At 56.9% G+C, this 21396-nt stretch carries 21 protein-coding genes and 1 tRNA gene; 9 read left to right on the top strand and 13 right to left on the bottom strand.

Going from position 1 to position 21396, the window contains the following annotated elements; all coding sequences use genetic code 11:
• The gene (locus QE435_RS11620) at positions 1 to 627 is read left to right on the top strand and encodes a hypothetical protein (protein WP_349041463.1); all 627 of its coding nucleotides are present in this window, start codon (positions 1 to 3) and stop codon (positions 625 to 627) included.
• 43 nt (positions 628 to 670) lie between these two features.
• Here the strand turns inward: QE435_RS11620 and QE435_RS11615 are convergent, their stop codons facing one another.
• Positions 671 to 1243, bottom strand: coding sequence for a DedA family protein (locus tag QE435_RS11615; RefSeq protein WP_349041462.1), 573 nt, complete (start codon positions 1241 to 1243; stop codon positions 671 to 673).
• Positions 1244 to 1409: 166 nt separating this feature from the next.
• Here QE435_RS11615 and QE435_RS11610 point away from each other — a divergent pair, with 166 nt between their 5' ends.
• From QE435_RS11610 to QE435_RS11595, 4 genes are all read left to right on the top strand, one after another.
• Positions 1410 to 1550 carry a DUF2256 domain-containing protein gene (locus QE435_RS11610; protein ID WP_111849432.1) on the top strand — a complete coding sequence of 47 codons (141 nt, stop codon included), beginning with the start codon at positions 1410 to 1412 and terminating at the stop codon, positions 1548 to 1550.
• Between the two features lie 141 nt (positions 1551 to 1691).
• Positions 1692 to 2453 carry a TIGR04255 family protein gene (locus QE435_RS11605; RefSeq protein WP_349041461.1) on the top strand — a complete coding sequence of 254 codons (762 nt, stop codon included), beginning with the start codon at positions 1692 to 1694 and terminating at the stop codon, positions 2451 to 2453.
• Positions 2428 to 3135 (top strand): hypothetical protein, encoded by a 708-nt coding sequence (locus QE435_RS11600; RefSeq protein WP_349041460.1) that lies wholly within the window; start codon positions 2428 to 2430, stop codon positions 3133 to 3135. The genes QE435_RS11605 and QE435_RS11600 overlap by 26 nt, the downstream gene beginning before the upstream one ends.
• Positions 3136 to 3188: 53 nt before the next feature.
• On the top strand, positions 3189 to 3788 hold the full coding sequence (locus QE435_RS11595; protein ID WP_349041459.1) for a hypothetical protein: 600 nt from the start codon (positions 3189 to 3191) through the stop codon (positions 3786 to 3788).
• A gap of 27 nt (positions 3789 to 3815) precedes the next feature.
• Here QE435_RS11595 and QE435_RS11590 read toward each other — a convergent pair whose 3' ends face one another.
• The 9 genes from QE435_RS11590 to QE435_RS11550 form a co-directional block, all read right to left on the bottom strand.
• Entirely contained in the window at positions 3816 to 5123 is a 1308-nt protein-coding gene (locus QE435_RS11590; protein WP_349041458.1) for an acetylglutamate kinase, read from the bottom strand.
• Positions 5124 to 5318: 195 nt separating this feature from the next.
• A complete protein-coding gene (locus QE435_RS11585; RefSeq protein ID WP_349041457.1) occupies positions 5319 to 6638 on the bottom strand; it encodes an extracellular solute-binding protein in 1320 nt (439 codons plus the stop codon).
• A gap of 95 nt (positions 6639 to 6733) precedes the next feature.
• Complete coding sequence (locus tag QE435_RS11580) at positions 6734 to 7582, bottom strand: carbohydrate ABC transporter permease (protein ID WP_349041456.1); 849 nt, start codon at positions 7580 to 7582, stop codon at positions 6734 to 6736.
• Positions 7582 to 8523 (bottom strand): sugar ABC transporter permease, encoded by a 942-nt coding sequence (locus QE435_RS11575; RefSeq protein ID WP_349041455.1) that lies wholly within the window; start codon positions 8521 to 8523, stop codon positions 7582 to 7584. Before QE435_RS11575 ends, QE435_RS11580 begins: the two co-directional genes overlap by 1 nt.
• A complete protein-coding gene (gene ugpC / locus QE435_RS11570; RefSeq protein ID WP_349041454.1) occupies positions 8516 to 9616 on the bottom strand; it encodes a sn-glycerol-3-phosphate ABC transporter ATP-binding protein UgpC in 1101 nt (366 codons plus the stop codon). Before ugpC ends, QE435_RS11575 begins: the two co-directional genes overlap by 8 nt.
• 44 nt (positions 9617 to 9660) lie before the next feature.
• Positions 9661 to 11172: an alpha-N-arabinofuranosidase gene (locus QE435_RS11565; RefSeq protein WP_349041453.1), complete on the bottom strand. Its 1512-nt coding sequence runs from the start codon at positions 11170 to 11172 to the stop codon at positions 9661 to 9663.
• A gap of 172 nt (positions 11173 to 11344) precedes the next feature.
• Positions 11345 to 12271 carry a metalloregulator ArsR/SmtB family transcription factor gene (locus QE435_RS11560; protein WP_349041452.1) on the bottom strand — a complete coding sequence of 309 codons (927 nt, stop codon included), beginning with the start codon at positions 12269 to 12271 and terminating at the stop codon, positions 11345 to 11347.
• Between the two features lie 249 nt (positions 12272 to 12520).
• A tRNA-Val gene (locus QE435_RS11555) sits at positions 12521 to 12595 on the bottom strand.
• 82 nt (positions 12596 to 12677) lie between these two features.
• Positions 12678 to 13040, bottom strand: coding sequence for a response regulator (locus QE435_RS11550; RefSeq protein ID WP_027675545.1), 363 nt, complete (start codon positions 13038 to 13040; stop codon positions 12678 to 12680).
• 180 nt (positions 13041 to 13220) lie between these two features.
• Here QE435_RS11550 and QE435_RS11545 point away from each other — a divergent pair, with 180 nt between their 5' ends.
• Both QE435_RS11545 and hisN read left to right on the top strand, forming a co-directional pair.
• A complete protein-coding gene (locus tag QE435_RS11545) occupies positions 13221 to 14105 on the top strand; it encodes an N-formylglutamate amidohydrolase (protein ID WP_349041451.1) in 885 nt (294 codons plus the stop codon).
• 343 nt (positions 14106 to 14448) lie between these two features.
• The gene (gene hisN / locus QE435_RS11540) at positions 14449 to 15219 is read left to right on the top strand and encodes a histidinol-phosphatase (RefSeq protein ID WP_349041450.1); all 771 of its coding nucleotides are present in this window, start codon (positions 14449 to 14451) and stop codon (positions 15217 to 15219) included.
• Positions 15220 to 15868: 649 nt separating this feature from the next.
• Here the strand turns inward: hisN and QE435_RS11535 are convergent.
• Positions 15869 to 16810 carry an alpha/beta hydrolase gene (locus QE435_RS11535; RefSeq protein ID WP_349041449.1) on the bottom strand — a complete coding sequence of 314 codons (942 nt, stop codon included), beginning with the start codon at positions 16808 to 16810 and terminating at the stop codon, positions 15869 to 15871.
• Between the two features lie 523 nt (positions 16811 to 17333).
• Here QE435_RS11535 and QE435_RS11530 point away from each other — a divergent pair.
• Positions 17334 to 17816, top strand: coding sequence for an Hsp20 family protein (locus tag QE435_RS11530; RefSeq protein WP_306934250.1), 483 nt, complete (start codon positions 17334 to 17336; stop codon positions 17814 to 17816).
• Positions 17817 to 17959: 143 nt separating this feature from the next.
• On the opposite strand, the gene QE435_RS11525 is transcribed toward QE435_RS11530, so the two are convergent.
• Positions 17960 to 19000, bottom strand: coding sequence for a bile acid:sodium symporter family protein (locus QE435_RS11525; protein WP_309771684.1), 1041 nt, complete (start codon positions 18998 to 19000; stop codon positions 17960 to 17962).
• A gap of 199 nt (positions 19001 to 19199) precedes the next feature.
• Between QE435_RS11525 and QE435_RS11520 the strand changes: the two genes are divergently transcribed.
• Positions 19200 to 20060 carry a LysR substrate-binding domain-containing protein gene (locus tag QE435_RS11520; protein ID WP_349041448.1) on the top strand — a complete coding sequence of 287 codons (861 nt, stop codon included), beginning with the start codon at positions 19200 to 19202 and terminating at the stop codon, positions 20058 to 20060.
• Positions 20061 to 20072: 12 nt separating this feature from the next.
• On the opposite strand, the gene QE435_RS11515 is transcribed toward QE435_RS11520, so the two are convergent.
• Entirely contained in the window at positions 20073 to 21128 is a 1056-nt protein-coding gene (locus tag QE435_RS11515) for a low specificity L-threonine aldolase (RefSeq protein WP_349041447.1), read from the bottom strand.
• Positions 21129 to 21396: the final 268 nt, after the last annotated feature.

The following is a 21396-nucleotide window of genomic DNA, read 5'->3' as shown; positions in this document are numbered from 1 at the left end:
ATGAATGACCACGAAGCCCACCGCGCCTATAGCGATGCTGCCACGGCGCAGCTCGGCGAGCGCGTGACCAATCTCGGGCGCCGGCAAAGCGATCTTGAAACCGAGATGCGCTCCGGTTTCAAGCAGGTGGAAAACACCATGTCGGCGATCGCCAATGAGATGCGCACGTCGATCTCGGGCCTGTCCGCCAGCCTTGCGGAGCGCAGCCGCACGCAATGGCCGGTCGTCTGGTCGGCGGTCGGCGTATCCTTCACGATCTTGGCGGCGCTGAGCGCCTTCGTCTATGGCACGCTGAGCAAGGATCAGAGCCGACTCGATTCCGCGATTTTGAAGAACTCCGAGCTGGCGCAGACAGCAGTCGCGAAGCTGGCGGACACCACACAGCAGAGCATCATTGCGATGACGGAGCGGATGGTGACGCGGCAGGAGATGGAGTGGCGTCAGCAGCGAAGCTCTGAAGACAGGATCCGTATGGAAGCCGAGGTCAAGGACTTGCGCGATGCGCAGGTTCCCCGGCCCGAACTCGACCGCGCCTTTGCCGGATATGATCAACGCTTCCAAGACCAGCAGCGGCAGATTGACGACCAGCGTCGACAAATTGGCACTCTCGAGGCGCCTGTGCGCTGATGGTCCTTCACGCTGTTGCGATTCTTGCGCCGACGCGCGCCGCTTATGTCTTCTCCGAGGACCGCAAGTAATGATGGGCACCGAATGCGATGGCGGCGATGATGGCAAGGGCAGGAATGATGGCGACGGCCATGTGGTGGCCAAGCCCGAGCCTTCCGATCAGTGTCTCGATTGCCTGCCCCAGTCCATAGCCAACGGCGGTGATGAGGGCGCCCCAGGTGGCAGCGGAGACCAGGTTGATGGCAAAGAAGCGAAGAGGCGAAATGGAAGAGAGGCCGATCGCGACCGGGCTGATCGTGCGAATGCCGTAGACGAAGCGGAAAAAGAAGATGAAGGCGTTTGGGTGCTCTTCGAGCCATGACGTGACCCGCGTCATGGCGGGTTTTGCGGTCAGGCGTTTGACGGCGTTGACGCCGCTGGCATAGCGCCCGAGATAAAAAAGAATTTGGTCCGCCAGGAATGAGCCCAGCGCGGCGGCAACGGCCACCTGCCAGTATGGAAACATGCCTTTGTGGGCAAGCACGCCGCCCAGGAATGCCACGGTCTCTCCTTCGACCCCGGAGCCAATCAATACGGCCGCGATGCCGTAATCGGTGACGAATTGTTCAAAAGCCATGATGTCTTCCAGATGATCGACCGGTTGTAAGACTGTCATGAGGCATAATTGGTTGCCGTCAAGTATTGATCATACCGAAATTCTTATGTGGCCCGTGTGATTTGGTCGTCGCAAGATCTGGAACGCGGTCGTTGCCGTAAGCTGGAGAAAGATCAGAGGCGATTCAATGCCGAAACAACGCAAGAAATCCGAACTGCCGTCCAAGATATGCCCCGTCTGCGGGCGTCCCTTCGTCTGGCGGAAGAAATGGGCGAAAGACTGGGAGAATGTGAAATTCTGCTCCCAGCGGTGCCGCGAAGCGAAATGAGATAGGCGAGACAGTAGGATTTCCTCAAAACTGTCGTCGGACATCTTGTGTTAGCCATACAATGCACTTATCCCTAAGTTATCCGTTTTTCCCGGGGCGGCAACGACCGGTCCAAAAGATAAATTTTCACAGGGGCTTAGTGTGAAACTTCTCGAGAACTATGAGCGGGTGATCTATAAAAAAAACCCTCTAGTGGAAGTTGTGGCGCAACTGAAGTTTCCAACTTACCTGCTCATTGCATCCAATGCCCCGTCCGCATTTCAAGAAGAGTTAGTTGAATTGTATCCTGTGCTTGAGCCGCAGGGTGCGCTTCATTTTGATCTTGATGGATCAAGTCCTAACGCCGTTATGAGCAATCAATATCTGTTCAAATCAGCTGATGATCGCTGGAGCGTTACGCTTGGACCCGACTCTGTCGCCCTTTCAACGTTTGATTATATTCGTTGGGAGGAATTCTCCGAAAGATGGCGACCTATTTTAGCTGCGCTTTTAAAGTGTTACAAGATTAGTAATTTTTCTCGAATTGGTCTGAGATATCGAGATATAATAGACCCACAAGAGATAAACCTCGGAGAGTTTGCTTGGGGCGAACTCATAAAGCCAGTACTACTCGGAATCTATGACGACCCTGCACTTAGTGACACGGTTGTGGATCACACGGCGTCCGCCGCAACTTTTGCGGTCGATGATTTCCGGATTAACTTACAGACAAGCTTCTTAGTCAACCAAAACAAGCAAAAAGCGTTTCTTATAGATTCTGACTTCTATCAAACGGTCAGCAGCCCAGCAGGAGTTGATAATGCACTCGGCGTCCTCAGTCGCCTACACCAGTACTCGGGACCAGTCTTCAGGTTCTGTATCACTGAAAAACTACACCATGCCCTCGGGCCAGAGCCTGTCTGATAATCAGCGCGAAACTTGCATCGGTTGGCTGGTAGGTACTAGTGATCTTGCCGCAACGAATCCGTTTGAAAGTTTGCTTGAGCATCTGCTCGTAGGAGTACGTGGAACACAGCGAATTAGAAAGCACAATTTCGTCTACTCGTATAATCACCTGCTTGATCAGCGTTCATCGAGGGATTATGATTCTGCTTCTTTGAGGATGTTTCTAGAAAAGCTAGAAGATCAATTGGCAGGATTTGTTGTTCCCTTAACCATGTCAGCTAATGTTGCTACTAACCAACGAAAGAAAATAGCAATTTATTGTGGAGACGCCCCGCAATTCATTCTCGAAGTTGGTGATGCAGCTGAAGAAGATTCTTCCTCACAAGAAAGCGCTTGGGTTCGATCTACTCGGTCAAAATTGGAGATAGGCAATAATATAAAACGAGTGGAAGATATTGCTGATATCATAAGCTCAGTTGAATCTCAACTCATAGTTAGTAAGCATGACGAAGTAAGCGTCCTTTTCGCTAGTATAAACACGCAAAATATTCCCGTCGTTTACCTGATTGGCTTGCTCCGAATTACATTCCCATGTCGTGACTTGATAACATCTTGGTCGAAGCTTCTGATGGCTGCCAAAGGCATTATCGAACTGGAAGGCCGCGACAGTGAGAAAGTCCTGCGGGGGCTCTTTGATTAATGCTTTCGCACGGGGAACTGGTAAACCCTAATACAATGACTGGGTTTATAGGTGTGGCAATCAAGGCTATTACCTCTGACCAGAACCATGTCGGCCTTTTGTACAGAGATTCCATCGGTGTCCAATTTTGTCATTTGGCCTTCCACCATGATCTCAGATTCGAAGCAGCTAGGACTGACTACTATTGGGCCTCATCAAAGGTTTTTAACGAAGATGATGAAAACGAAATGGTTCTAGCCGCTAGGCTAATTGCCCTCCAGAAGCAGGGGGGAATGATAGCTTACGGATTTTGCTCTGGTGATAAGCCTTCATTTAGCTCGCAGGGGGAGTTCATAGGTTTTCCCTGCTCCGGCATGGGCCTAACTTGCGCGACATTTGTTCTGGAGATATTTCATTCAATGGGATTCTTTATTGCGGATATTGCATCTTGGGAAAACCGCGACAGCGATGCGGCTTGGAAAGATAGCATTCTATCTCATGTGCGCTTGATCGATGAAGAGCACTCTATAAGCGCTGAGACCTACAAGACCTCAGTGAGGATCAGACCTGAGGAAGCTGCTGCGTGCGTCCTGTCGCATGAACCGCCTACGCGATACAAGGAAGCAATCGAAATGGCGAAAGAAATTCTAGCCGACATGCATCAAGACATTTGATAACGGCGCCATTAGGCAATACCAAACTTAGTTGTTCCTACTATCAGTTTTCGTCTCAGTGTCGATCAAGGTCGTCGGGCGAACTGCGCAATGGGCGACGCATTTTTCGATCTGCGAGAAATCCGTCAGGCCGCACCAGAACACCTTCCACCGTTCCTGTTTGAAGCAGCCATCGGACTGGGCGTAGTAGAAGATGTTGACCTGATTGTTGTGGCGGGAGCGCCAGAAGAGTTGCGGTGTCTCCTCACGCATCACCTTCCAGACCGCACGGCCGAGGCCTTCTCCTTGCGCTTCGTCCAGCACGGCGAACTTGTCGAGATAGGGCACGCCGTCTTCTTCCGTCATGATGATGGCGGCGCGGTAGTGCTCGCTGATGTAAGCACGCAGCAGCCGGGTGCGCTCAAAATAATCATCGACGATGCGGCGTCCGAAGCTTGATTCAATCAATGCTCTGAGCCGGGTGAGGTCGAGCTCCTCCCAGGATGTGGCGCGCATCACGCGTTCGCCGCGACGGATCAGCGTGCCCGAGCCCTTATGGGTGAAAAGCTCTTGCGCCAGGTTGGCCGGGTTGGTGATCGAGATCGAGGATTCCATCGGCAGACCATCCAGCAACTCTTTCATCTGCTCGATTTTGAAGCTGAAGCCGCCATCCGCGTAAGCCTTGCCGACGAACTGGTCGTACTCGGTGGAGAGGTTGATCGAGTCGACCCGGCGGCCATTGTCATGGCGCAAGCCGCCCTGGCTTGTGAGGAATATGACTTTGAAAGGTTGTAGCGCCCGGACCATTTCGCTGGTCGCGTCATCGCTGCCGATTTCGACGATCTGGCCGGATGTCGTTTCGCCGACGCTGCTGATGACAGGGATCGATCCAGCTTCCAGGCTGGCTTCGATCGGAGTCAGTCTGACTGCGCCGACCGCTGCGAGGCCATTGGTGGCATCACCCTTTGAAGCTTCGGTCGCAAATACGCCTGCCGTAATCGAGGTGGCACGCGTGCCCTGTTGCTGAAGCAATTCGACAAGCTTCAGGTTCAGATCCCGGAACGCCGCGCTTGCCGCGTTTTCGTGCCGCTCGCTTGCGGCCTTGCCTCCCATCCCGGACGCAGCGCTGCTTCCCAACAGAACAATCGGCGTGAGACCGACTTGCTGTAGAAATGACAGCGATGAGGCGGTCGCCTCAGCCTCGTGGGTGTCGCGCAGAATAGCGCCGTCGATATTGACGATCGCGAAGCGCTTGGCGTCGAGTTGGGAGAAGCGTTTCAGATACTGGTCGATCTCCTTGGCGCTTGCCATGGTGGAGAGAAGACGCACGATGGTCTGGCGGGTATCGCTTTGCATTCTAGGCACGGTCGTTGACAGTCTCGGACGATGAAGTGGGCTTCACCCATAGGACCAAGATTGGTCTTTTCCAAATCATATCGACCACAAGGGTGAAAAAGAGGCCGCGCTTCCCCCAAACAAAATCTCGCGCCTCGCCCCCGGGAGGGCAGGCGAGACGCGAGAGGCCGCAGAAAAGGGGCTGCTGTCGACCGATTAGAGGTTGGCGAGAAGCTCGTTGACGCGGCTTTCCATGTCGGCAAGCGCGGAATCGACGTCCTTCTGGCCGGTGATGGCCGCGCTCATTTCCTCGCCGACAATGTCCTGAATGGCGAATTGACGCTGGACGGCAGAGGGCAGCGGCTTGCCAAGCGTGGCAATCGGCGCAATCGTGTCGCGATGCGGCAGCGCCTTGAACTCGGCGGAGTCGATGACCGCCTTGTAAGCCGGCAGGTGACCGGTGCGCGACCATTCGAAATCATTATCGGCAAAGAATTTCAGGAACTTGGCGATGGCCGCGTCCTGCTCCGGCGTGCGATCCTTCTTGGAAACCGCCCAGCTGTGGCCATCGGCATATTGCGCCTTGGCGCCAGGGAAGAGCTGCGGATAGGGATAGACCGCATAGCCGCCCTTGTTGAGCGCAGTGCCCGGCTTTTCGGATTGGGCATTGTAGTCGCCGACCATCCACGTGCCGTTCAGGTGTACGCCGCCTTCACCGCCGAGAAACGCGTTAATGGAGCCGCCGTAATCGAGGTCCTTCGTCGTGTCGTCCTTTTCGAAGATGGTCTTGTACATCTCCACGATCTTGCGTGCTTCCGGCGTGTTGAACTTCACCTTCTTCGGATCGGCGAAGAAATCGGAATTCTGCTGGAAGAGGTAGGTGTAGAGATTGCGGGCATAGAGCGCCGTCTCGTTGGCAAGGTTCTGGACGAAATAGGGCTTGCCGGTCTTCTGCTTGAACTGCTCGGCCTGGGCCAGCAACTCTTCCGGTGATTTCGGCAGGATCGGCGTGCCATCGGCATTGACGAGGCCTGCGGTTTTGAAGAGGTCCATGTTGATGTGGTAGAGCATGGTCCAGTTGTCTATCGGCAGGCCGTAGATCTTGCCGTTCTTGGTCACGCCTTCCTTGGCCGCGTCGGTGAATTTGTCCGGCGTCACGCCGACGGTCTTCAACATGTCGTCGAGCGGGACCAGCAGGTCCTTGGACTGATAGTCGGACAGGACCGATTCATGGATCGTGACGATGTCCGGTGCATCGCCCGAGGCGAACTGCGCCGTCAGCTGGTCGTAGCCCGGCCATTCCACCGTCGTGACATTGATCTTGATATCGGGATTGTCGGCCGCGAACTTGTTGATCATCGATGTGATGATGCCGCATTCGCCTACCGCCTTGCTGATATCGGTGTTCTTGCCGAAATCTGCGTCGCAGGCGCCGAAGAAGCGCTGCACCTGCAATTCGGTCTTGGCGAGGCTTGGTGATGCGACCAGCACCGCTGCTGCGGATATGGTGGCGAGAAACAGTGTCCTCAAAGTCATGATAGTCTCCTCCTCCTCAGGTTTCGCCGTCGCAATGCGAGCGGCGTCTTTTCCTCATTCGCGCGGGCCTTTCATCTTGGCCCGAATGCCATGCATCAGCGCACCGCCGCCCCAGATACGGCAGTGACGATATATTTCTGGAAAAACAGATAGATGATCAGGATCGGTGCACCGGCGAACACCGCCTGCGCCATCAGGAAGCCGATGCCCTGCGACTGGGCAAAATTCATCTGCGTCGAGGCGATGCCGACGGTGAGCGTGAACATCTCCTTCTTCGTGGCGGAGATCAGCGGCCAGAAGTAATCGTTCCAGGCGCCGAGAAAGGTGAAGATGCCAAGCGTCGCCTGGGCCGGGACGGTGAGTGGCAGAAGCACCTTCCAGAAGACGCGGAAGCGGCTGGCATTGTCGAGGATCGCGGCTTCATCCAGCTCCTTCGGAATGGCGCGGAAGTATTGCGTCATCAGGAACACGCCGAAGGCGGACGACAGACCGGGCAGGATCAGGCCCGGATAGGAATTGTGCAGGCCAAGCCAGCTGAAAATCTGATGGCGGGCAATCAGCACCGCCTGTTCCGGCACGGCAAGACCCAGAAGCACGAGGACGAAGAGGACGTCGCGACCGGGAAAGTTCAGCCGGGCGAAGCCATAACCCGCAAGTGATGACAGGATCAGCGTCATGATCGTCATGCCGCCCGCCACCACGATGCTGTTGAACACCCAGAGAAACACATTCGATGTGCCGATCGTGTCGATATAGTTCTTGATCGTATAGGGCAGCTGGAAGACCGAATGCGGATCGACCATCAGTGCGTTGTTGTCCTTCAAAGACAGCGCGATGACGTAAAGGACGGGGGCTGCCATGACGATCGCCAGAAGGATGACGAGGCCATAGAGCACGCGGTCGCCGAAGGATCTGCCGATGATGTTGGAGTTCTGCGAAGCCATCACACATCTGCCTTTCTGCGGGACACCAGGAATTGCACCATGGCCGCGACCAGGATCAGCACGAACAGGATTTCGGATGCGGCGGCACCGAGGCCGAGATCCCAGCGGCGGAAGGCCGTTTCGTAAATGTAGAAGACGATCGGCTTGGTGAGGTTGTTCGGCCCACCGCGCGTCATCAGCAATGCCTGGCCGAAAAGCTGGAACTGAAAGACGATCTGGATGATGACGACCAGCACGAAGGTGCGCTTGATCGAGGGCAGGGTGATGGACCGCAGCGTCTGCCAGCGATTGGCATTGTCGAGTGCGGCGGCCTCATAAATATCCTGCGGGATCTGTTGAAGTGCGGAGAGAAACAGCATCATCGGCAGGCCGATGCACCACCAGACGGTGGCGATCGCAATGCCGATCATCGCAAGGCTCGGGTCCGACAGGAAGGCCGGGGCGCGAGCACCGAAAAGGCCGAAGATCATCGACAGGAGGCCGATATCGGGAATGTAGACGATGCGCCAGATCAGCGTGACGATGGTCACTGACAAGACCGACGAGGAGAAGAACAGGCCACGAAGGGCGGCGGCGCTGCGTGTGCGCCGGTTGAGGCAAAGTGCCAGAAACAGGCCAAGCAGGGCGAGCGACGGAACCGTCAGCAGAACGAAGTAGAAGGTGTTCCAGATCGACTGCAGAAAGATCTTGTCATTGAACAGACGGACGTAATTGCCGAAGCCGATGAAGCGGCCTGAGGAGAAGGTATCCGCCTTGTGGAAGGACAGCCAGATACCCCAGAACAGCGGCACGACAAGCAGCGTGATGAAGAAGACGAGATAGGGCGCGACGAAGAGAAAGTTTCGCCATTGCGGCGCATAGATATCGACGCTCTTCGCATGCTTGACCGAGGCTGTGCCTGGACCTTGATGGGCGGTGGCGGCGGTCAGTGGTTCAGCCATGACCCACCTCCCGCGCGTGCCAGGCGCGGCCCGACGCATCGAAAAGATGCGCCTTGGTGCTGTCGAAGGACAGGCCGACGCGGTCCCTGACCGAGACACGGCTATCGCCGCTATCGGAGCCGACAAGCTGCTGACCATCGGCAAGGCGCACATAGACCAACGTGCGTTCACCCAGCCGCTCCACCACATCCACCACGCCTTCCGCGTTGCCGCTGCCGGGCGATGTGATGCGCAGGTCCTCCGAGCGCAGGCCAAGTTCGAATGCGCCGGGCGCGATGCCGGTGGCTGGAATGGCGGTGGCCATCTCGATGCCCGAAGCCGTCTCGACCGTGACAAGGCTGGCAGCCGTGCCGAGCGTGACGGGAAGGAAATTCATCGCCGGTGCACCGACGAAGCCCGCGACGAAGCGGCTTGCCGGGCGGTTATAGATCTCCATCGGCGTGCCGATCTGCTCGATCTGCCGATTGTTCATGACGACGATGCGATCGGCGAGCGTCATCGCCTCGATCTGGTCATGGGTGACGAAGATCATGGTGGACTTCAGCCGCTGATGCAGCTGTGCCAGTTCGATGCGCGTACGGGTCCGCAGCGCGGCATCGAGGTTGGACAACGGCTCGTCAAAGAGAAAGGCCTTCGGTTCCTTTACAACGGCGCGACCGATGGCGACACGCTGGCGTTGGCCGCCGGACAATTGCCCGGGCTTGCGCTCCAGCAGATGGCCGATTTCCAGCATGCGTGCGGCTTCGGCGATGCGCGCATCGATGACGGAGCGCTCGACGGCGATGTTCTTCAGCCCGAAGGCCATGTTGTCGCGCACCGTCATATGCGGATAGAGCGCATAGGACTGGAAGACCATGGCGACGCCGCGCTTGCCGGGTGGCTGGTCGTCGATGCGCTCGCCATTGATGCGGATTTCTCCGTCATCGACACTTTCGAGGCCCGCAATCATGCGCAGAAGCGTGGTCTTGCCGCAGCCCGAGGGGCCGAGGAACACGACGAATTCATGCGCCGGTATGGAGAGCGACAGTCCTTCAAAAACCGTCAGCCCGCCGAAGTGCTTGCTCACATTGTTGATATCGATACTTGCCGTCATAGTGTCTCCTCCCGTGACCCTTATGGCGATGTCGCAAGGCCTTGTCAGACCTTGATGCGCACCATCTGGTAGGAGTAGGGGGCGAATGTCGCCGACAGGCGACCGTTTGAAAGTGTGGCGCTCTCCACCTTTTTCGGCACGACATTGTCCATATGCGCTTGCGTGTTGACCGCCTTCAGATCGGCATGGGTCATGACCTGGTGATCGGCGATGTTGCTGGCGCTGCCGAAGGCTGCGACATCGAAATCGGCTTCGATCTCCTTGTCGGAGCGATTGACGACAAAGAAGCTGACGAAGCCGCCTTCCTCATCATGGACCGCGGACACGTCGAGGCAGGAGACGTCACCTGCCGTATCGCTCTTGTAGGTGGGGCTGTTGACCTTCAGGTCCAGCGCTTTGCCGCGGCCATAGCGCGAGGCAAAGAGGAAGGGATAGAAGATCGTCTGGCGCCAGGCTGGGCCATTCGGCGCGGTCATGATTGGCGCAATGACGTTGACGAGCTGCGCCAGGCAGGCAATGCGCACCACATGCGAGCGACGGATGAAGGTGTTGAGGATCAGGCCGACCTGCAGCACATCCTCGAAGTTGTAGATGTCTTCCAGAAGCGGTGGGGCGAAGGGCCAGCCATCGGCACCGGCAAGCGTCTTCTTGTCCTGTTCCTTCGAATGATACCAGACGTTCCATTCGTCGAACGATATATAGACCTGACGCGACGAGCGCTTCTTGGCCTTGATGTAATCAATGACGCCTGCGACCGACATGATGTAGTCGTCGAGCTTCTGGTTCATCGCCAGATAGTTTCCGACATCATTGGCGTGATTGTCGAAATACATATGCAGCGAGATGTAATCGACCTCGTTATAGGTGTGGTCGAGAACGGTTGCTTCCCACTCCGGATAGGTCGGCATCTTGGCATTGGAAGAGCCGCAGACGACGAGTTCGAGCGAGCTGTCGAAGGCGCGCATGGCCTTTGCGGTTTCGTGCGCCAAGCGGCCATATTCATCCGCCGTCTTGTGGCCGATCTGCCAGGGGCCGTCCATCTCGTTGCCAAGGCACCAGAGCTTGACGTCGAAGGGCTCCTTGCGGCCATTGGCGATGCGCTTGTCGCTCCACTCGCTGCCGCCGGGGTGGTTGGCATATTCCAGCAGATTGCGCGCTTCATCCAGTCCGCGCGAGCCGAGATTAACCGCCAGCATCATTTCGGTGTTGGCAGAGACGCACCAATCGGCAAATTCATGCAGGCCGACCTCGTTGCTTTCTGAGGTGTGCCACGCCAGATCGAGACGAACAGGCCGCTCTTCCTTCGGCCCCACGCCATCTTCCCAATTGTAGGCGGAGACGAAGTTGCCGCCGGGATAGCGCACGATCGGAACGTCCAGTTCCTTGACGAGATCAATGACGTCCTGACGCATGCCGCTCTGATCGGCTGTGCTGTGATCCGGCTCGTAGATACCGGTATAGACGGCGCGGCCGAGATGTTCGATGAAGGACCCGTAGAGCCTGGGATCAATATCCGCCACGACAAATTGCGGATGCGCCACAACCGATACCTTCATGCATTCCTCCCATTAGTATCATGAAAAGCGATATATATCGCTATTACGGATACTAAATCGGAAAATCCGGTAAGGGTCAACTGGAAGAGCTGTAACGTTGCGTGAAGAAGCTATCGGTAATTTCTAACAGCTTGATGTCACGCGCTTATTTTAAATATCGGAATTATTGATACTATTCGATTTTCAGGCGCAGCACGATGTCCTGATCGTAATTGCCGAAGCCCTTGCCGAAGATATTGATGCCGCCTGGATGCTTGGCGTCGTCTTCGATGCCGATGCGCACACGGATGGAGTGATGGCTGGCAAGATCGAGATCGGCCAGCGTGACATTCGAAATCTGCACGCCATCGACGAATGTGCCGTCAGGCCCTACGCGCCAGTTCTTCAGCTTGCCATATTGCGAGCCCTTCAGCTTCCACCAGTCCGGCGTATAGACGCCGCGCTTGTCGCCGAAGTCTCCAGGGGAGGTCCAGACGCCGACCTTCTTGCCGTTGATGGTCAAGGTAATGTCCGACGGCCAGTCGGCACTTGTGCCAGGCACTTCGGAGCTGAGCTCCACCGCCACTTCCAGCTCGCGGATGGCCGCGTTGGAGAGCTTGGCATTGTTGGGAAACTGATATTCCACATAGCCGCGGGTAAACCAGATCAATCCCGCCTTCATTCTATCAGGGTCGAGCAGCGCATTCGGCACATCGAGAAGCCCGATAATGCCGTCTGGCGAACAGAGACCGCAGGGGGCTGTGACATCGAAACCGGTGTAGAGGCCGACCGGCATAGACACCTCGATGACGTCCTTGCGCGGCTCACGCACCTCGCTCTTGAAGACGATAACGACCTCTTCCACCGTGGCGCGACAGATCTTCTGATTGCCCTTGCGCGCTTTCTGCGTCTCGCTTTGCAGCAGGCCGGCATCTTCGAGAATCTGGATATGGGTGGAGACCGTCGATTGCGGCAGTTCCAAAGCCGCCGCCATGTCGTTGACATTCATCGGTCCGCGATCATGCAGCATTTTCAGCATGGTCGCCCGCGTTGGCGAGGCAATTCCCTTCAACACGGCATGGTCGGTCTCAGGATCGATAATGAGGAATTTTTTCGTCATGGCGCTTTTACATTACAGAATTTCGGATTTGTATCGCGCTTTCTGATATTTGAAAAGGATGTTCGCGGCGCCGGTTTTCTGCGTCGGAAACCAACCCATCACGTCTCGCTGTCTGGAAAGATCTCACCTCAAGACATCGCCTTCGATAGGCGCGAGACTATGCCTCGACGTCTCCCTTCAGTCAGGGTATGGCCCAAAAGAAAAAGGCCTCGCGATATTTCGCAAGGCCTTGATTTCTTTGAATTCGGATGGTGGGCGTGACAGGGATTGAACCTGTGACCCCTACGATGTCAACGTAGTGCTCTCCCGCTGAGCTACACGCCCTCCGTTGCGGCGCATAAATCACATAACCGAATGAAGCGTCAACTGCCTTTTTCGATTTTGTGACAGGTTTTTTTTGAAACCCTTACGCCACAAGGAGTTTGTTGACTTCGTCGACGAGGTCGCGAAGGTGGAAAGGCTTGGAAAGCACCTTGGCATCCTTCGGCGCCTTCGAATCAGCGTTGAGCGCGACCGCTGCAAAACCGGTGATGAACATGACCTTGAGGTCCGGATCGAGTTCCGTCGCGCGGCGCGCCAGTTCGATGCCATCCATTTCCGGCATGACGATATCGGTCAAAAGCAGCGAGAAAGGCTCTTCGCGAAGTCGATCGTAAGCGCTGGCACCATTGTCGAAGGACGAGACCTTATATCCGGCCTTTTCGAGCGCCTTCACGAGGAAGCGGCGCATATCGTTGTCGTCTTCGGCGAGAAGAATTTTCTGAACCATATAAGTGACCGTAACTACAGAATTATTGGGATACCCTATCGCGATTGTACCATTGTCGGAGTAAATATCATGTGAATGGTAGAATCACGAGAGGGTGACTGCCTGCCAGTATGGACTTGCACTGGCGCAACTGGCAACATGATGCGTCTGGCAGAATTATGACATGGTAAACGGGACGGCATGGACTGGGTGACGGGCGAATATGAATTGTTCGAGGTGCGCGAACCCGCGGTGCACAGCATTCCCTTCGTCTATAATTCCCCCCATAGCGGGCGCTGTTACCCGATCTCTTTCCTCGAAGCCTCGCGGCTTGATTCCTATGAAATTCGCCGTTCCGAAGATTGCTTCGTCGATGAGCTCTTTGCAGGCGCTCCGGATATCGGCGCGCCGCTGCTGAAGGCGAATTTTCCGCGCGCCTATCTCGATGTCAATCGTGAGCCCTATGAGCTCGATCCGCGCATGTTCGATGGTGCGCTGCCCTCCTATGCCAATATCGGCTCCATGCGCGTTGCTGGCGGTCTCGGCACCGTGCCGCGCATCGTGGCGGAGAATATGGATATCTACGCCCACCGGCTTTCGGTGGACGAGGGGCTGTCGCGGATCGAAGGTATCTACAAGCCCTATCATGCGTGTCTGCGGCGGCTGGTCTCGCGCACCCATGCCAATCACGGGATGGCGGTGCTGATAGATTGCCATTCGATGCCCGGCAATATCCGTCTCGCGGGCTCGAATATCCGCCCCGATATCATTATCGGCGATCGTTACGGCACCAGCGCGTCGGCGGAGATTTCCCGTGCCGCGCTGCATTTCCTCGAAGAGCTTGGCTTCACCGCCGTTTGCAACAAGCCCTATGCTGGCGGTTTCATCACCGAGCATTATGGTCGGCCGATCCGCTCGCTGCATGCTTTGCAGATCGAGGTCAATCGCGCGCTCTATGTGGATGAGAAGACCTTTTTGAAAGCGGCGGGTTTTCCGGCGATGCAATCGGCCCTGGACATCTTCATGCGCCAGTTGGCGGCTTTCGTTTCCGAATATGCGATCGACATGGCGCTTGCCGCCGAATAACGCGCTCCCCACCCTCTGAACGTTCCACTGGTCCTTCCCTGCGGCTGTCGCATGGGCAAAAAAAACCGCGCCTGCGCGCGGTTAAGTCTAGGGAGGAAACACCCAAGGAGGGTATTTACAGTCAAAGACTGTGACCATCAGAGTAGAGAAATCTGCTTAATTGTCAATCATTTTTATTTTTGACTAAAAAATGCACAGTAAAGAGGCGTTTGCTTTTCTGCTGTGCCAATTCTTGGAAAATATGCCCGGCACGGGGCAATTTCTCCTTCTGTACGGGAGTGGACGAGACACGGGTCAGCGCGCTATGTCATCTTCTCCTCTACAAAAGATGCCGGGGTCGACCATGCTGCCAGATCGCAATTTCTTCTTCCGCCTTGCCGATGCCGCCAAGGCTGAGACGCTGCCCCGGTTTCGCACCGGCATCGCTGTCGATAACAAGCAGGCGGGCGGCTACGATCCGGTGACGGAAGGTGACCAGGCGGCGGAAGCGGCGATCCGCGCGCTGATCACCGAGCATTTTCCCGAGCACGGCATTCTTGGCGAAGAGCATGGCAGCATCGGCCTTGACCGTGAGCATGTCTGGGTGATCGACCCGATCGATGGCACCCGCGCCTTCATTTCCGGCGTGCCGGTTTGGGGAACGCTGATCGGCTTTCAGTCGGGCGGGCGCGCCAAGATGGGCCTGATGGATCAGCCCTTTACCGGCGAGCGCTATTTCGCCGATGGGAACAAGGCCTGGTACAAGGGGCCGGAGGGTGAGAAGCAGATCAAGACACGGGCGTGCCAGTCGCTATCCGACGCCGTGCTCTTCACCACTTCCCCGCATATCTTCACGGCTGAAGAGGCGAAGCTTTACGGCCAGATTCAGGACAAGGTGCGGCTCTTCCGATATGGTGTGGATTGCTATGCCTACGCGCTGCTGGCCGCTGGCCATGTGGATCTCGTCATCGAATCCGGCCTAAAGCCCTATGATGTCGGTGCGCTGATCCCGATCATCGAGCAGGCAGGCGGCATCATCACCACCTGGGATGGTGGGCGACCGGAAGGGGCGGGCAGGATCGTCGCTGCCGGCAGCAAGGCCGTGCATGAGGAGGCGCTGGCGCTGCTCTCTTAGGACGGCGCTTTGCGAGATTGAGTGAAAGCCGACGATAAGATTCTTTTGCGACGAATGCGGCGGCCGAATAGCTCCGGCGCCCTCTAATCGAATGCACCACGGCAGAGGCCAGATGACGATTTCAGTGGCGTAGCGGGGTTTCGAAAAAATACAGAAATGGAGTTGCGATGCCGAAGTTTGTGCTGGGTGAACGATACGCTCATTCGCTTGTCACTCTGGACTCAATATTCATTTACTCGGTGTTTTTTTATGTAATGAACACGGTCGCTTACTTCGCAGTCTTCAGCTTGCTATCATTTCTCTTTCGAGCATCCGATATCATCCAACTGCCTCTTGCCGCGTCCAATGCCGTCAGCTTGATATTGCTGAGTATCAAAATGCCAAAGTGGCGCTTTGGAGCAGAGATCGAAAATCTCTGTTTCAATGCGCGGGCAGCAAGAACGAGATGGTGTATAATCATTACGCTCCCAGCCGCGTTTGTGGTCACATCCGTATCATTTGCTGAATTGAGCTCTGGGTGCAGCTAATGATGTACTTGTTAATTCGTATCACCTTGATTGCATGTTAGTGTTTGCCAAGACCTCGAGAAAAAGCAATTAGTCTCGCGGTAGCTTGCGAGTTTGCTCAACAAAGCAAGCAAGCGAGCGCGTCATTCAGTTGGGGCAAAGAAGGCATCCAGCGCCGCAAGCGCCTGGGCGCGGTAGATATCGCGCTCCTGGAACAATTCATGGCGCGCGCCGATGACCGGGATCAGCTGCGCGGCCCGGAAATTGCGCGACAATTCCTCCTGCACCGCATAGGGCGTGATGGTGTCGAGAACCGGGGCCAGCAACAGGGTGGGAATGGTGATGCGGGTCAAATGATCCTGTCGCGTCACCTTGGGCATCAGCTTCATCACCTCGTAGAGCCAGCGCGCAGTCGGCCTGCCGATGAACAGCTCCGGATGGCTGTTGGCGATCGTCATGTTGCGGGCGAAGCGCTCAGGGTCGGAGGTCAGTGGGTTGCCGTCGAAATCCCGTTCGCGATTGTCCCTGCCCAGTTGCTTGCCGCCCAAACCCGTCCAGGTCAGGGTGGTGGCAACGGTCTTGATCCAGCGAGGCGAAACGGATTGGCCCCCAAGCCCGACGAAGGGCGAGCAGAGCGCCATGCGCTCGATGCGGTTGGAGAGTTCCGGCGCCATGGAGAGCGCGATCAGCCCACCAGTGGAGTGTGCGACCATGAAGAACGGCAGGCGCGTGTCGGGCAGCACCACCTGTTCCAGGAACAGCGATACATCCTTCTGGTAATCGGAAAAGCGGCGCACATAGCCGGCCTCCGCCTTCTTCAACAGCCGCGCCGAGCCGCCTTGGCCGCGCGTGTCGAAAGTGGCGACCCAGAAGCCTTTGGCCGTCAGATCGCGGATCGTCTCGAAGTATTTCTCGATCGTTTCATTGCGGCCGTGCAGCAGCACGATGGTGCCGCGTGCAACCGGTCTTTCGGAACGGAAGATTGCATAGCGCAGGCTCTTCTTGCCGTGGCCCTCAAAGGTTCCGACATGGTGGTTGTCGGGCACGGGGTTGCCTTTGGTCTCATGGAGAATGGCTTCGGTCATCGATATCCTGCTCGGCAAACAGTGTGTCTATACGACAGTCTAAAGCGTGTCGCGATCTTTCAGATTCGCTCATGCGCTTTAGGTCCTTGCTTTATCCGCATGTCGTTATCGCAAAACCGCTACACAGTTTTGCTTAGACCATGCTTCAGAAGGGGATAGGTTGAGCGACTGTGTGCGTCAAAGGAAAACATGCACAAACGGACGGGACGGGAAAAATTGCCGGAACCGTCGGTGTTAGCAGTCGCGGTTCCGGCTAATCGGCAAGGAAGAAGGGACGATGCTTCCTTGCCCCGGAGTTGCCTCCGATAGAGCCGTTTTAGCGGGGGCGAAATGAACGCATCCGGAACTTGTTATTCAGAAATCGTTCAGGTGAATCGAATGCATTTTTCCCTCTTGAACTGCCAAAACACCATTCCCACCTATTGCTCACGGTCGCCAGAACGGGGCCGTATCAAGGTTTCTTTCATCGCCAGAACGGGATGGAGAGCCGCACTCGCAAACAGTCGCTTCTAAGGAGGACACCATGCGTCACGTTGATTTTTCCCCCCTTTATCGCTCCACGGTCGGCTTCGACCGTCTGTTCTCGATGCTCGATAGCATCGGCCAGCCGGAGCAGGCCCAGGCTTATCCGCCCTATAATATCGAGCGCACCGGCGAGAACGCCTATCGCATCACCATGGCGGTTGCCGGCTTCGATGAGAATGAACTCAGCATCGAATCCCGCGCCAATGTGCTGACTGTCAAGGCCGAGAAGGCTGAAGACACCAAGGCATCCGAGGGCGACTTCCTCTATCGCGGCATTGCCACGCGCGCCTTCGAGCGCCGCTTCCAGCTTGCCGACCATGTGGAAGTACAGAATGCTTCGCTGAAGAACGGTCTTCTCCATATCGACCTTCTTCGCAACATTCCCGAAGCCATGAAGCCCCGCCGCATCGCGATTGCGACCGACGTATCGGACGCACCGAAGCAGATCGAGGCACAGGTAACGCCAACCCAGGTGAACTAAACCTCGAGGTTAGCGCGTGAATAAGAAGACGGCTCCCGCAAGGGGGCCGTCTTTTTTTTGCGTTTATAGTGGGGGAGGTCACTCTCATAGGATCCTCGTGATTGACCTGAGGACCCATTGTCTTGAGCGGACGATAAAGAGGCTTACGATGCCGTCTTGGCAGCGATCGCGGTAGCCTCCGGTGCATCGACCGCAGGAGCTGCGATCTTTGCGGCTTCCGCTTCCTTTGCCTTCTTCGCGTAGCGTTGTGCAATCACCGCACAGGCCATCAACTGGATCTGGTGGAAGAGCATGATGGGCAACACGATGGCGCCGATGCTTTGGCCGGCGAAGATGGCGCCTGCCATCGGCACGCCGCTGGCAAGGCTCTTCTTCGATCCGCAGAAGGTGATGGTGATCTCATCCTCCTTCTTGAAGCCGAGCAGACGGCTGCCAAACATGGTGAGACACAGGACGAGCGTCAGCAGAAGCATGTTGATGCCGATCACCACGGCGATATCGCGCAGCGTGAATTGATGCCAGATGCCTTCCACCACCGCATCGCTGAAGGCGAGATAGACGACCATCAGGATCGAGCCGCGATCGACAGGGGCCAGCAGCGTTTTGCGGGCGCGTATCCAGTGGCCGATCCAGGGCTGCAAGGCCTGGCCGGCGATGAAGGGCAGCAGAAGTTGGAGGAAAATCTGGCCGAACGCATCGAGCGAGAAACCGCCGCCATGGCCGCCAACGGTAAAAAGGAAGCCGACGAGGAGCGGCGTCAGGAACATGCCGAAAATGTTGGAGGCGGATGCGGCGCAGATCGCGGCGGGTACGTTGCCGCCGGCCATCGAAGTAAATGCAATGGACGACTGCACGGTGGAGGGAAGGACACAGAGAAAAAGCACGCCCATATAGAGCGGCTGCGGCAATATGCTGTCTGGAATATAGCCCGCCGCAAGTCCGAGAAGCGGGAAGATGCCAAAGGTGACGAGAAGGATGACAATGTGCAGGCGCCAATGCAGCATGCCCGCCACCACGACGTCCCGCGAGAGCCGCGCGCCATGCAGGAAGAAGAGCAGCGCGATGGCGCATTTCGTCGCGATGGAAAAGTAATGTGCCGGCTCTCCGCTGATCGGCAGCAGTGACGCGAGGATGACGGTGGCGACCAGCATCATGGTGAAGCGGTCTGGCAGGAAGCGGCTCATGATGCGGCCTTTCTAGAATGTGGTGCACAGAGGGTCTTGGCGCTCTGCAATTGCGAAATCCGTCGTAACCGACCTAAAGCGTCAAGACCGTGAAAGATCCCGCAGCCTCCCAGCCGGTTTGCGGATTGTAATCGGGCGCACTATCGCTCATCATGAAACCAGATGCAAAAACTAACAGTTATCATATTTTGAGATAGCCATGCTGAACCTGCAACATCTCGCCAGCTTCGTCACGCTGGAGCAGACGATGAGTTTCACCCTAGCCGCCGAGCGGTTGGGGATCGGTCAATCGACCGTCAGCCAGCATATTCAGAGGCTGGAAGCGTCGCTCGGTCAGCGGCTGATCGCCCGCGATACCCATCGGGTGCGCTTGACGCCGGAAGGTGAGGCGCTTCTTGGTTATGCCCGCAATATGCTGGATCTCAACAACAAGGTGGCGGCGCTTTTCGGTGAGAGCAGGCTGCGCGGTCGCCTGCGTCTCGGTGTCTCGGAGGATTTCGTCGCGAGCCGTCTCACCGTCATTCTGGAGGAGTTCACGAGGCTTTATCCGCTGGTCGATCTGGAGCTGACGGTATCGCTCTCCGGCATGCTCTATCAGATGCAGGACAATGGAGAGCTCGATGTCGTGCTAGCCAAGCGCCGGCTTGGCGATCAGCTCGGCCATTTCCTCTATCGCGAGCCGCTGGTGTGGCTCGCCAAGGACCCGGATGCGATCCTTGCCCGCAAGGAAGCGCTGCCGCTCATCGCCTTCCCGCCGCCGAGCATCACCCGCAAAGCCGCGCAAGAAGCGCTCGATCGGGCAGGCGTTGCCTGGCGCATCGTCTGCACCTGCGGAAGTCTCAGCGGGCTGACAGCCGCCGCCCGCGCCGGTATGGGTGTTCTCGTTCAGCCCCGCAGCATGGCGCCGTCGGGTTTGCGGGAGTTGCCGCAAGGCAGTTTGCCCTCGCTGGAAGACGTCGAATTCGTGCTTCAGCCGCGCAAGGGCGCGGATGCAGAGCTGGTGCGGGCGCTGTCGTCGCTCGTCACCGCCAAGGGCATGGTACCGGGAAGTTATGCGTGAGTTGGTAGCGCCCTACGCCCGACCGCAAATCCGCAAGAACGCGTCGACGTCGCTCTCTTCCGTCGCAAAGCTGGTCACGAGGCGGATCAGCTGTTCGTTCTCACCGACCGGCTGCTGCATGTCGTGCGGGACCGGCCAGTCGTAAAAACTGGCACCGGCATCGCGGGCGCTCTTGGCAGACTGCTTGTCCAAGACAACGAAGAGTTCGTTGGACTGTGTGGGCCAGGCGAGGCGGGCGCTGTTGGAGGCGGAGAGGCCGTCGCGCAGGCGGTTGGCCATGGCGTTGGCGTGGGCGGCGAGATCGAGCCACAGATCGTTCTGGAAATAGGCCTCGAACTGAGCGGCCATGAAGCGGGTCTTGGAGAAAAGCTGGGCCGAACGTTTGCGAATGAAGGGCAGGTCCTCTGCCATTTTCGGATCCATATAGACGATGGCTTCCGCGCACCAGCAGCCGTTTTTCGTCGCGCCGAAGGAGAGGATATCGACGCCGCGTTTCCAGGTCATTTCGGCGGGCGTGGTGTCGAGTGCGGTCAGCGCATTGGCAAAACGCGCACCATCCATATGCAGTGGCACGCCAGCACCCTTGGCGATGTCCGAGATCGCGGAAATTTCATCGAGATCGTAAATCGTGCCCTGCTCGGTCGCCTGGGTCATGGTTACCAGCATCGGCTGGCCCTGGTGGATGGAGCCCGGAGGGAAGCGATCGATAGCGGCCTTCAGGTTCTTCGGCGCCATCTTGCCGTTGGCTCCAGCCACCGGCATCAGCCGCGAGGCGTTGGAGAAGTAGATCGGCGCACCGCATTCGTCTTCGATCACGTGGGCTTCGGAGTGGCAGAAGGCGATGCCGCCGGGGCGGGCGACGCTGGCGAGTGCCAGCGAGTTCGCGGCTGTACCCGTGCCGACGAAGAAGACGGCGACCTCGCGCTCGAAGATTTCGTTGAACTTCTTCTCAATCGCCTGGTCCAATTCGCTGGTACCGTAAGCGGCGGCAAAGCGGGTGGATTCCTTCATCAGCCGCTCGTTGATGGCCGGATGGGCGCCAGCCCAGTTGTCAGAGGCAAAAATCATCGTCAGCACTTTCAAGCATGTTGCGGGCAGGAATGTCGCGCGGTCGGGATGGTGAGCAGGATTACGCCTGTGGTTTTACGAGCATATTTCAGCCAAGGCAAATCCGGTAATGAAAGCAATTATTTCGATGCCAGCGGAGAAGAAAATTACGCGTTGCTTTCTTCTGTTGAAATTTCACGTCACAATGGTTCTCTATAAATTAACGGCATCCCCTTGCGGAAGGTGGGTGTTTCTGTCATTGTTCAGACAGAATTAAGACAGCATTGCT

It is taken from the genome of Agrobacterium sp. SORGH_AS 787 (assembly GCF_030819035.1).
Lineage (GTDB): Bacteria > Pseudomonadota > Alphaproteobacteria > Rhizobiales > Rhizobiaceae > Agrobacterium > Agrobacterium larrymoorei_B.
The sequence above is the reverse complement of the archived record's forward strand: the minus strand, read 5'-3'. Positions and strand labels throughout refer to the sequence as shown.

Coding starts and splice junctions, on each gene's coding strand:
- QE435_RS11520 (WP_349041448.1), top strand. CDS start 19,200: ATGCTGAACCTGCAACATCTCGCCAGCTTCGTCACGCTGGAGCAGACG.
- QE435_RS11525 (WP_309771684.1), bottom strand. CDS start 19,000: ATGAGCCGCTTCCTGCCAGACCGCTTCACCATGATGCTGGTCGCCACC.
- QE435_RS11550 (WP_027675545.1), bottom strand. CDS start 13,040: ATGGTTCAGAAAATTCTTCTCGCCGAAGACGACAACGATATGCGCCGC.
- QE435_RS11600 (WP_349041460.1), top strand. CDS start 2,428: ATGCCCTCGGGCCAGAGCCTGTCTGATAATCAGCGCGAAACTTGCATC.
- QE435_RS11590 (WP_349041458.1), bottom strand. CDS start 5,123: ATGCAAAGCGATACCCGCCAGACCATCGTGCGTCTTCTCTCCACCATG.
- QE435_RS11585 (WP_349041457.1), bottom strand. CDS start 6,638: ATGACTTTGAGGACACTGTTTCTCGCCACCATATCCGCAGCAGCGGTG.
- QE435_RS11545 (WP_349041451.1), top strand. CDS start 13,221: ATGGACTGGGTGACGGGCGAATATGAATTGTTCGAGGTGCGCGAACCC.
- QE435_RS11620 (WP_349041463.1), top strand. CDS start 1: ATGAATGACCACGAAGCCCACCGCGCCTATAGCGATGCTGCCACGGCG.
- QE435_RS11610 (WP_111849432.1), top strand. CDS start 1,410: ATGCCGAAACAACGCAAGAAATCCGAACTGCCGTCCAAGATATGCCCC.
- QE435_RS11575 (WP_349041455.1), bottom strand. CDS start 8,523: ATGGCTGAACCACTGACCGCCGCCACCGCCCATCAAGGTCCAGGCACA.
- QE435_RS11515 (WP_349041447.1), bottom strand. CDS start 21,128: ATGATTTTTGCCTCTGACAACTGGGCTGGCGCCCATCCGGCCATCAAC.
- QE435_RS11530 (WP_306934250.1), top strand. CDS start 17,334: ATGCGTCACGTTGATTTTTCCCCCCTTTATCGCTCCACGGTCGGCTTC.
- QE435_RS11560 (WP_349041452.1), bottom strand. CDS start 12,271: ATGACGAAAAAATTCCTCATTATCGATCCTGAGACCGACCATGCCGTG.
- QE435_RS11565 (WP_349041453.1), bottom strand. CDS start 11,172: ATGAAGGTATCGGTTGTGGCGCATCCGCAATTTGTCGTGGCGGATATT.
- QE435_RS11615 (WP_349041462.1), bottom strand. CDS start 1,243: ATGGCTTTTGAACAATTCGTCACCGATTACGGCATCGCGGCCGTATTG.
- hisN (WP_349041450.1), top strand. CDS start 14,449: ATGCTGCCAGATCGCAATTTCTTCTTCCGCCTTGCCGATGCCGCCAAG.
- QE435_RS11580 (WP_349041456.1), bottom strand. CDS start 7,582: ATGGCTTCGCAGAACTCCAACATCATCGGCAGATCCTTCGGCGACCGC.
- QE435_RS11535 (WP_349041449.1), bottom strand. CDS start 16,810: ATGACCGAAGCCATTCTCCATGAGACCAAAGGCAACCCCGTGCCCGAC.
- ugpC (WP_349041454.1), bottom strand. CDS start 9,616: ATGACGGCAAGTATCGATATCAACAATGTGAGCAAGCACTTCGGCGGG.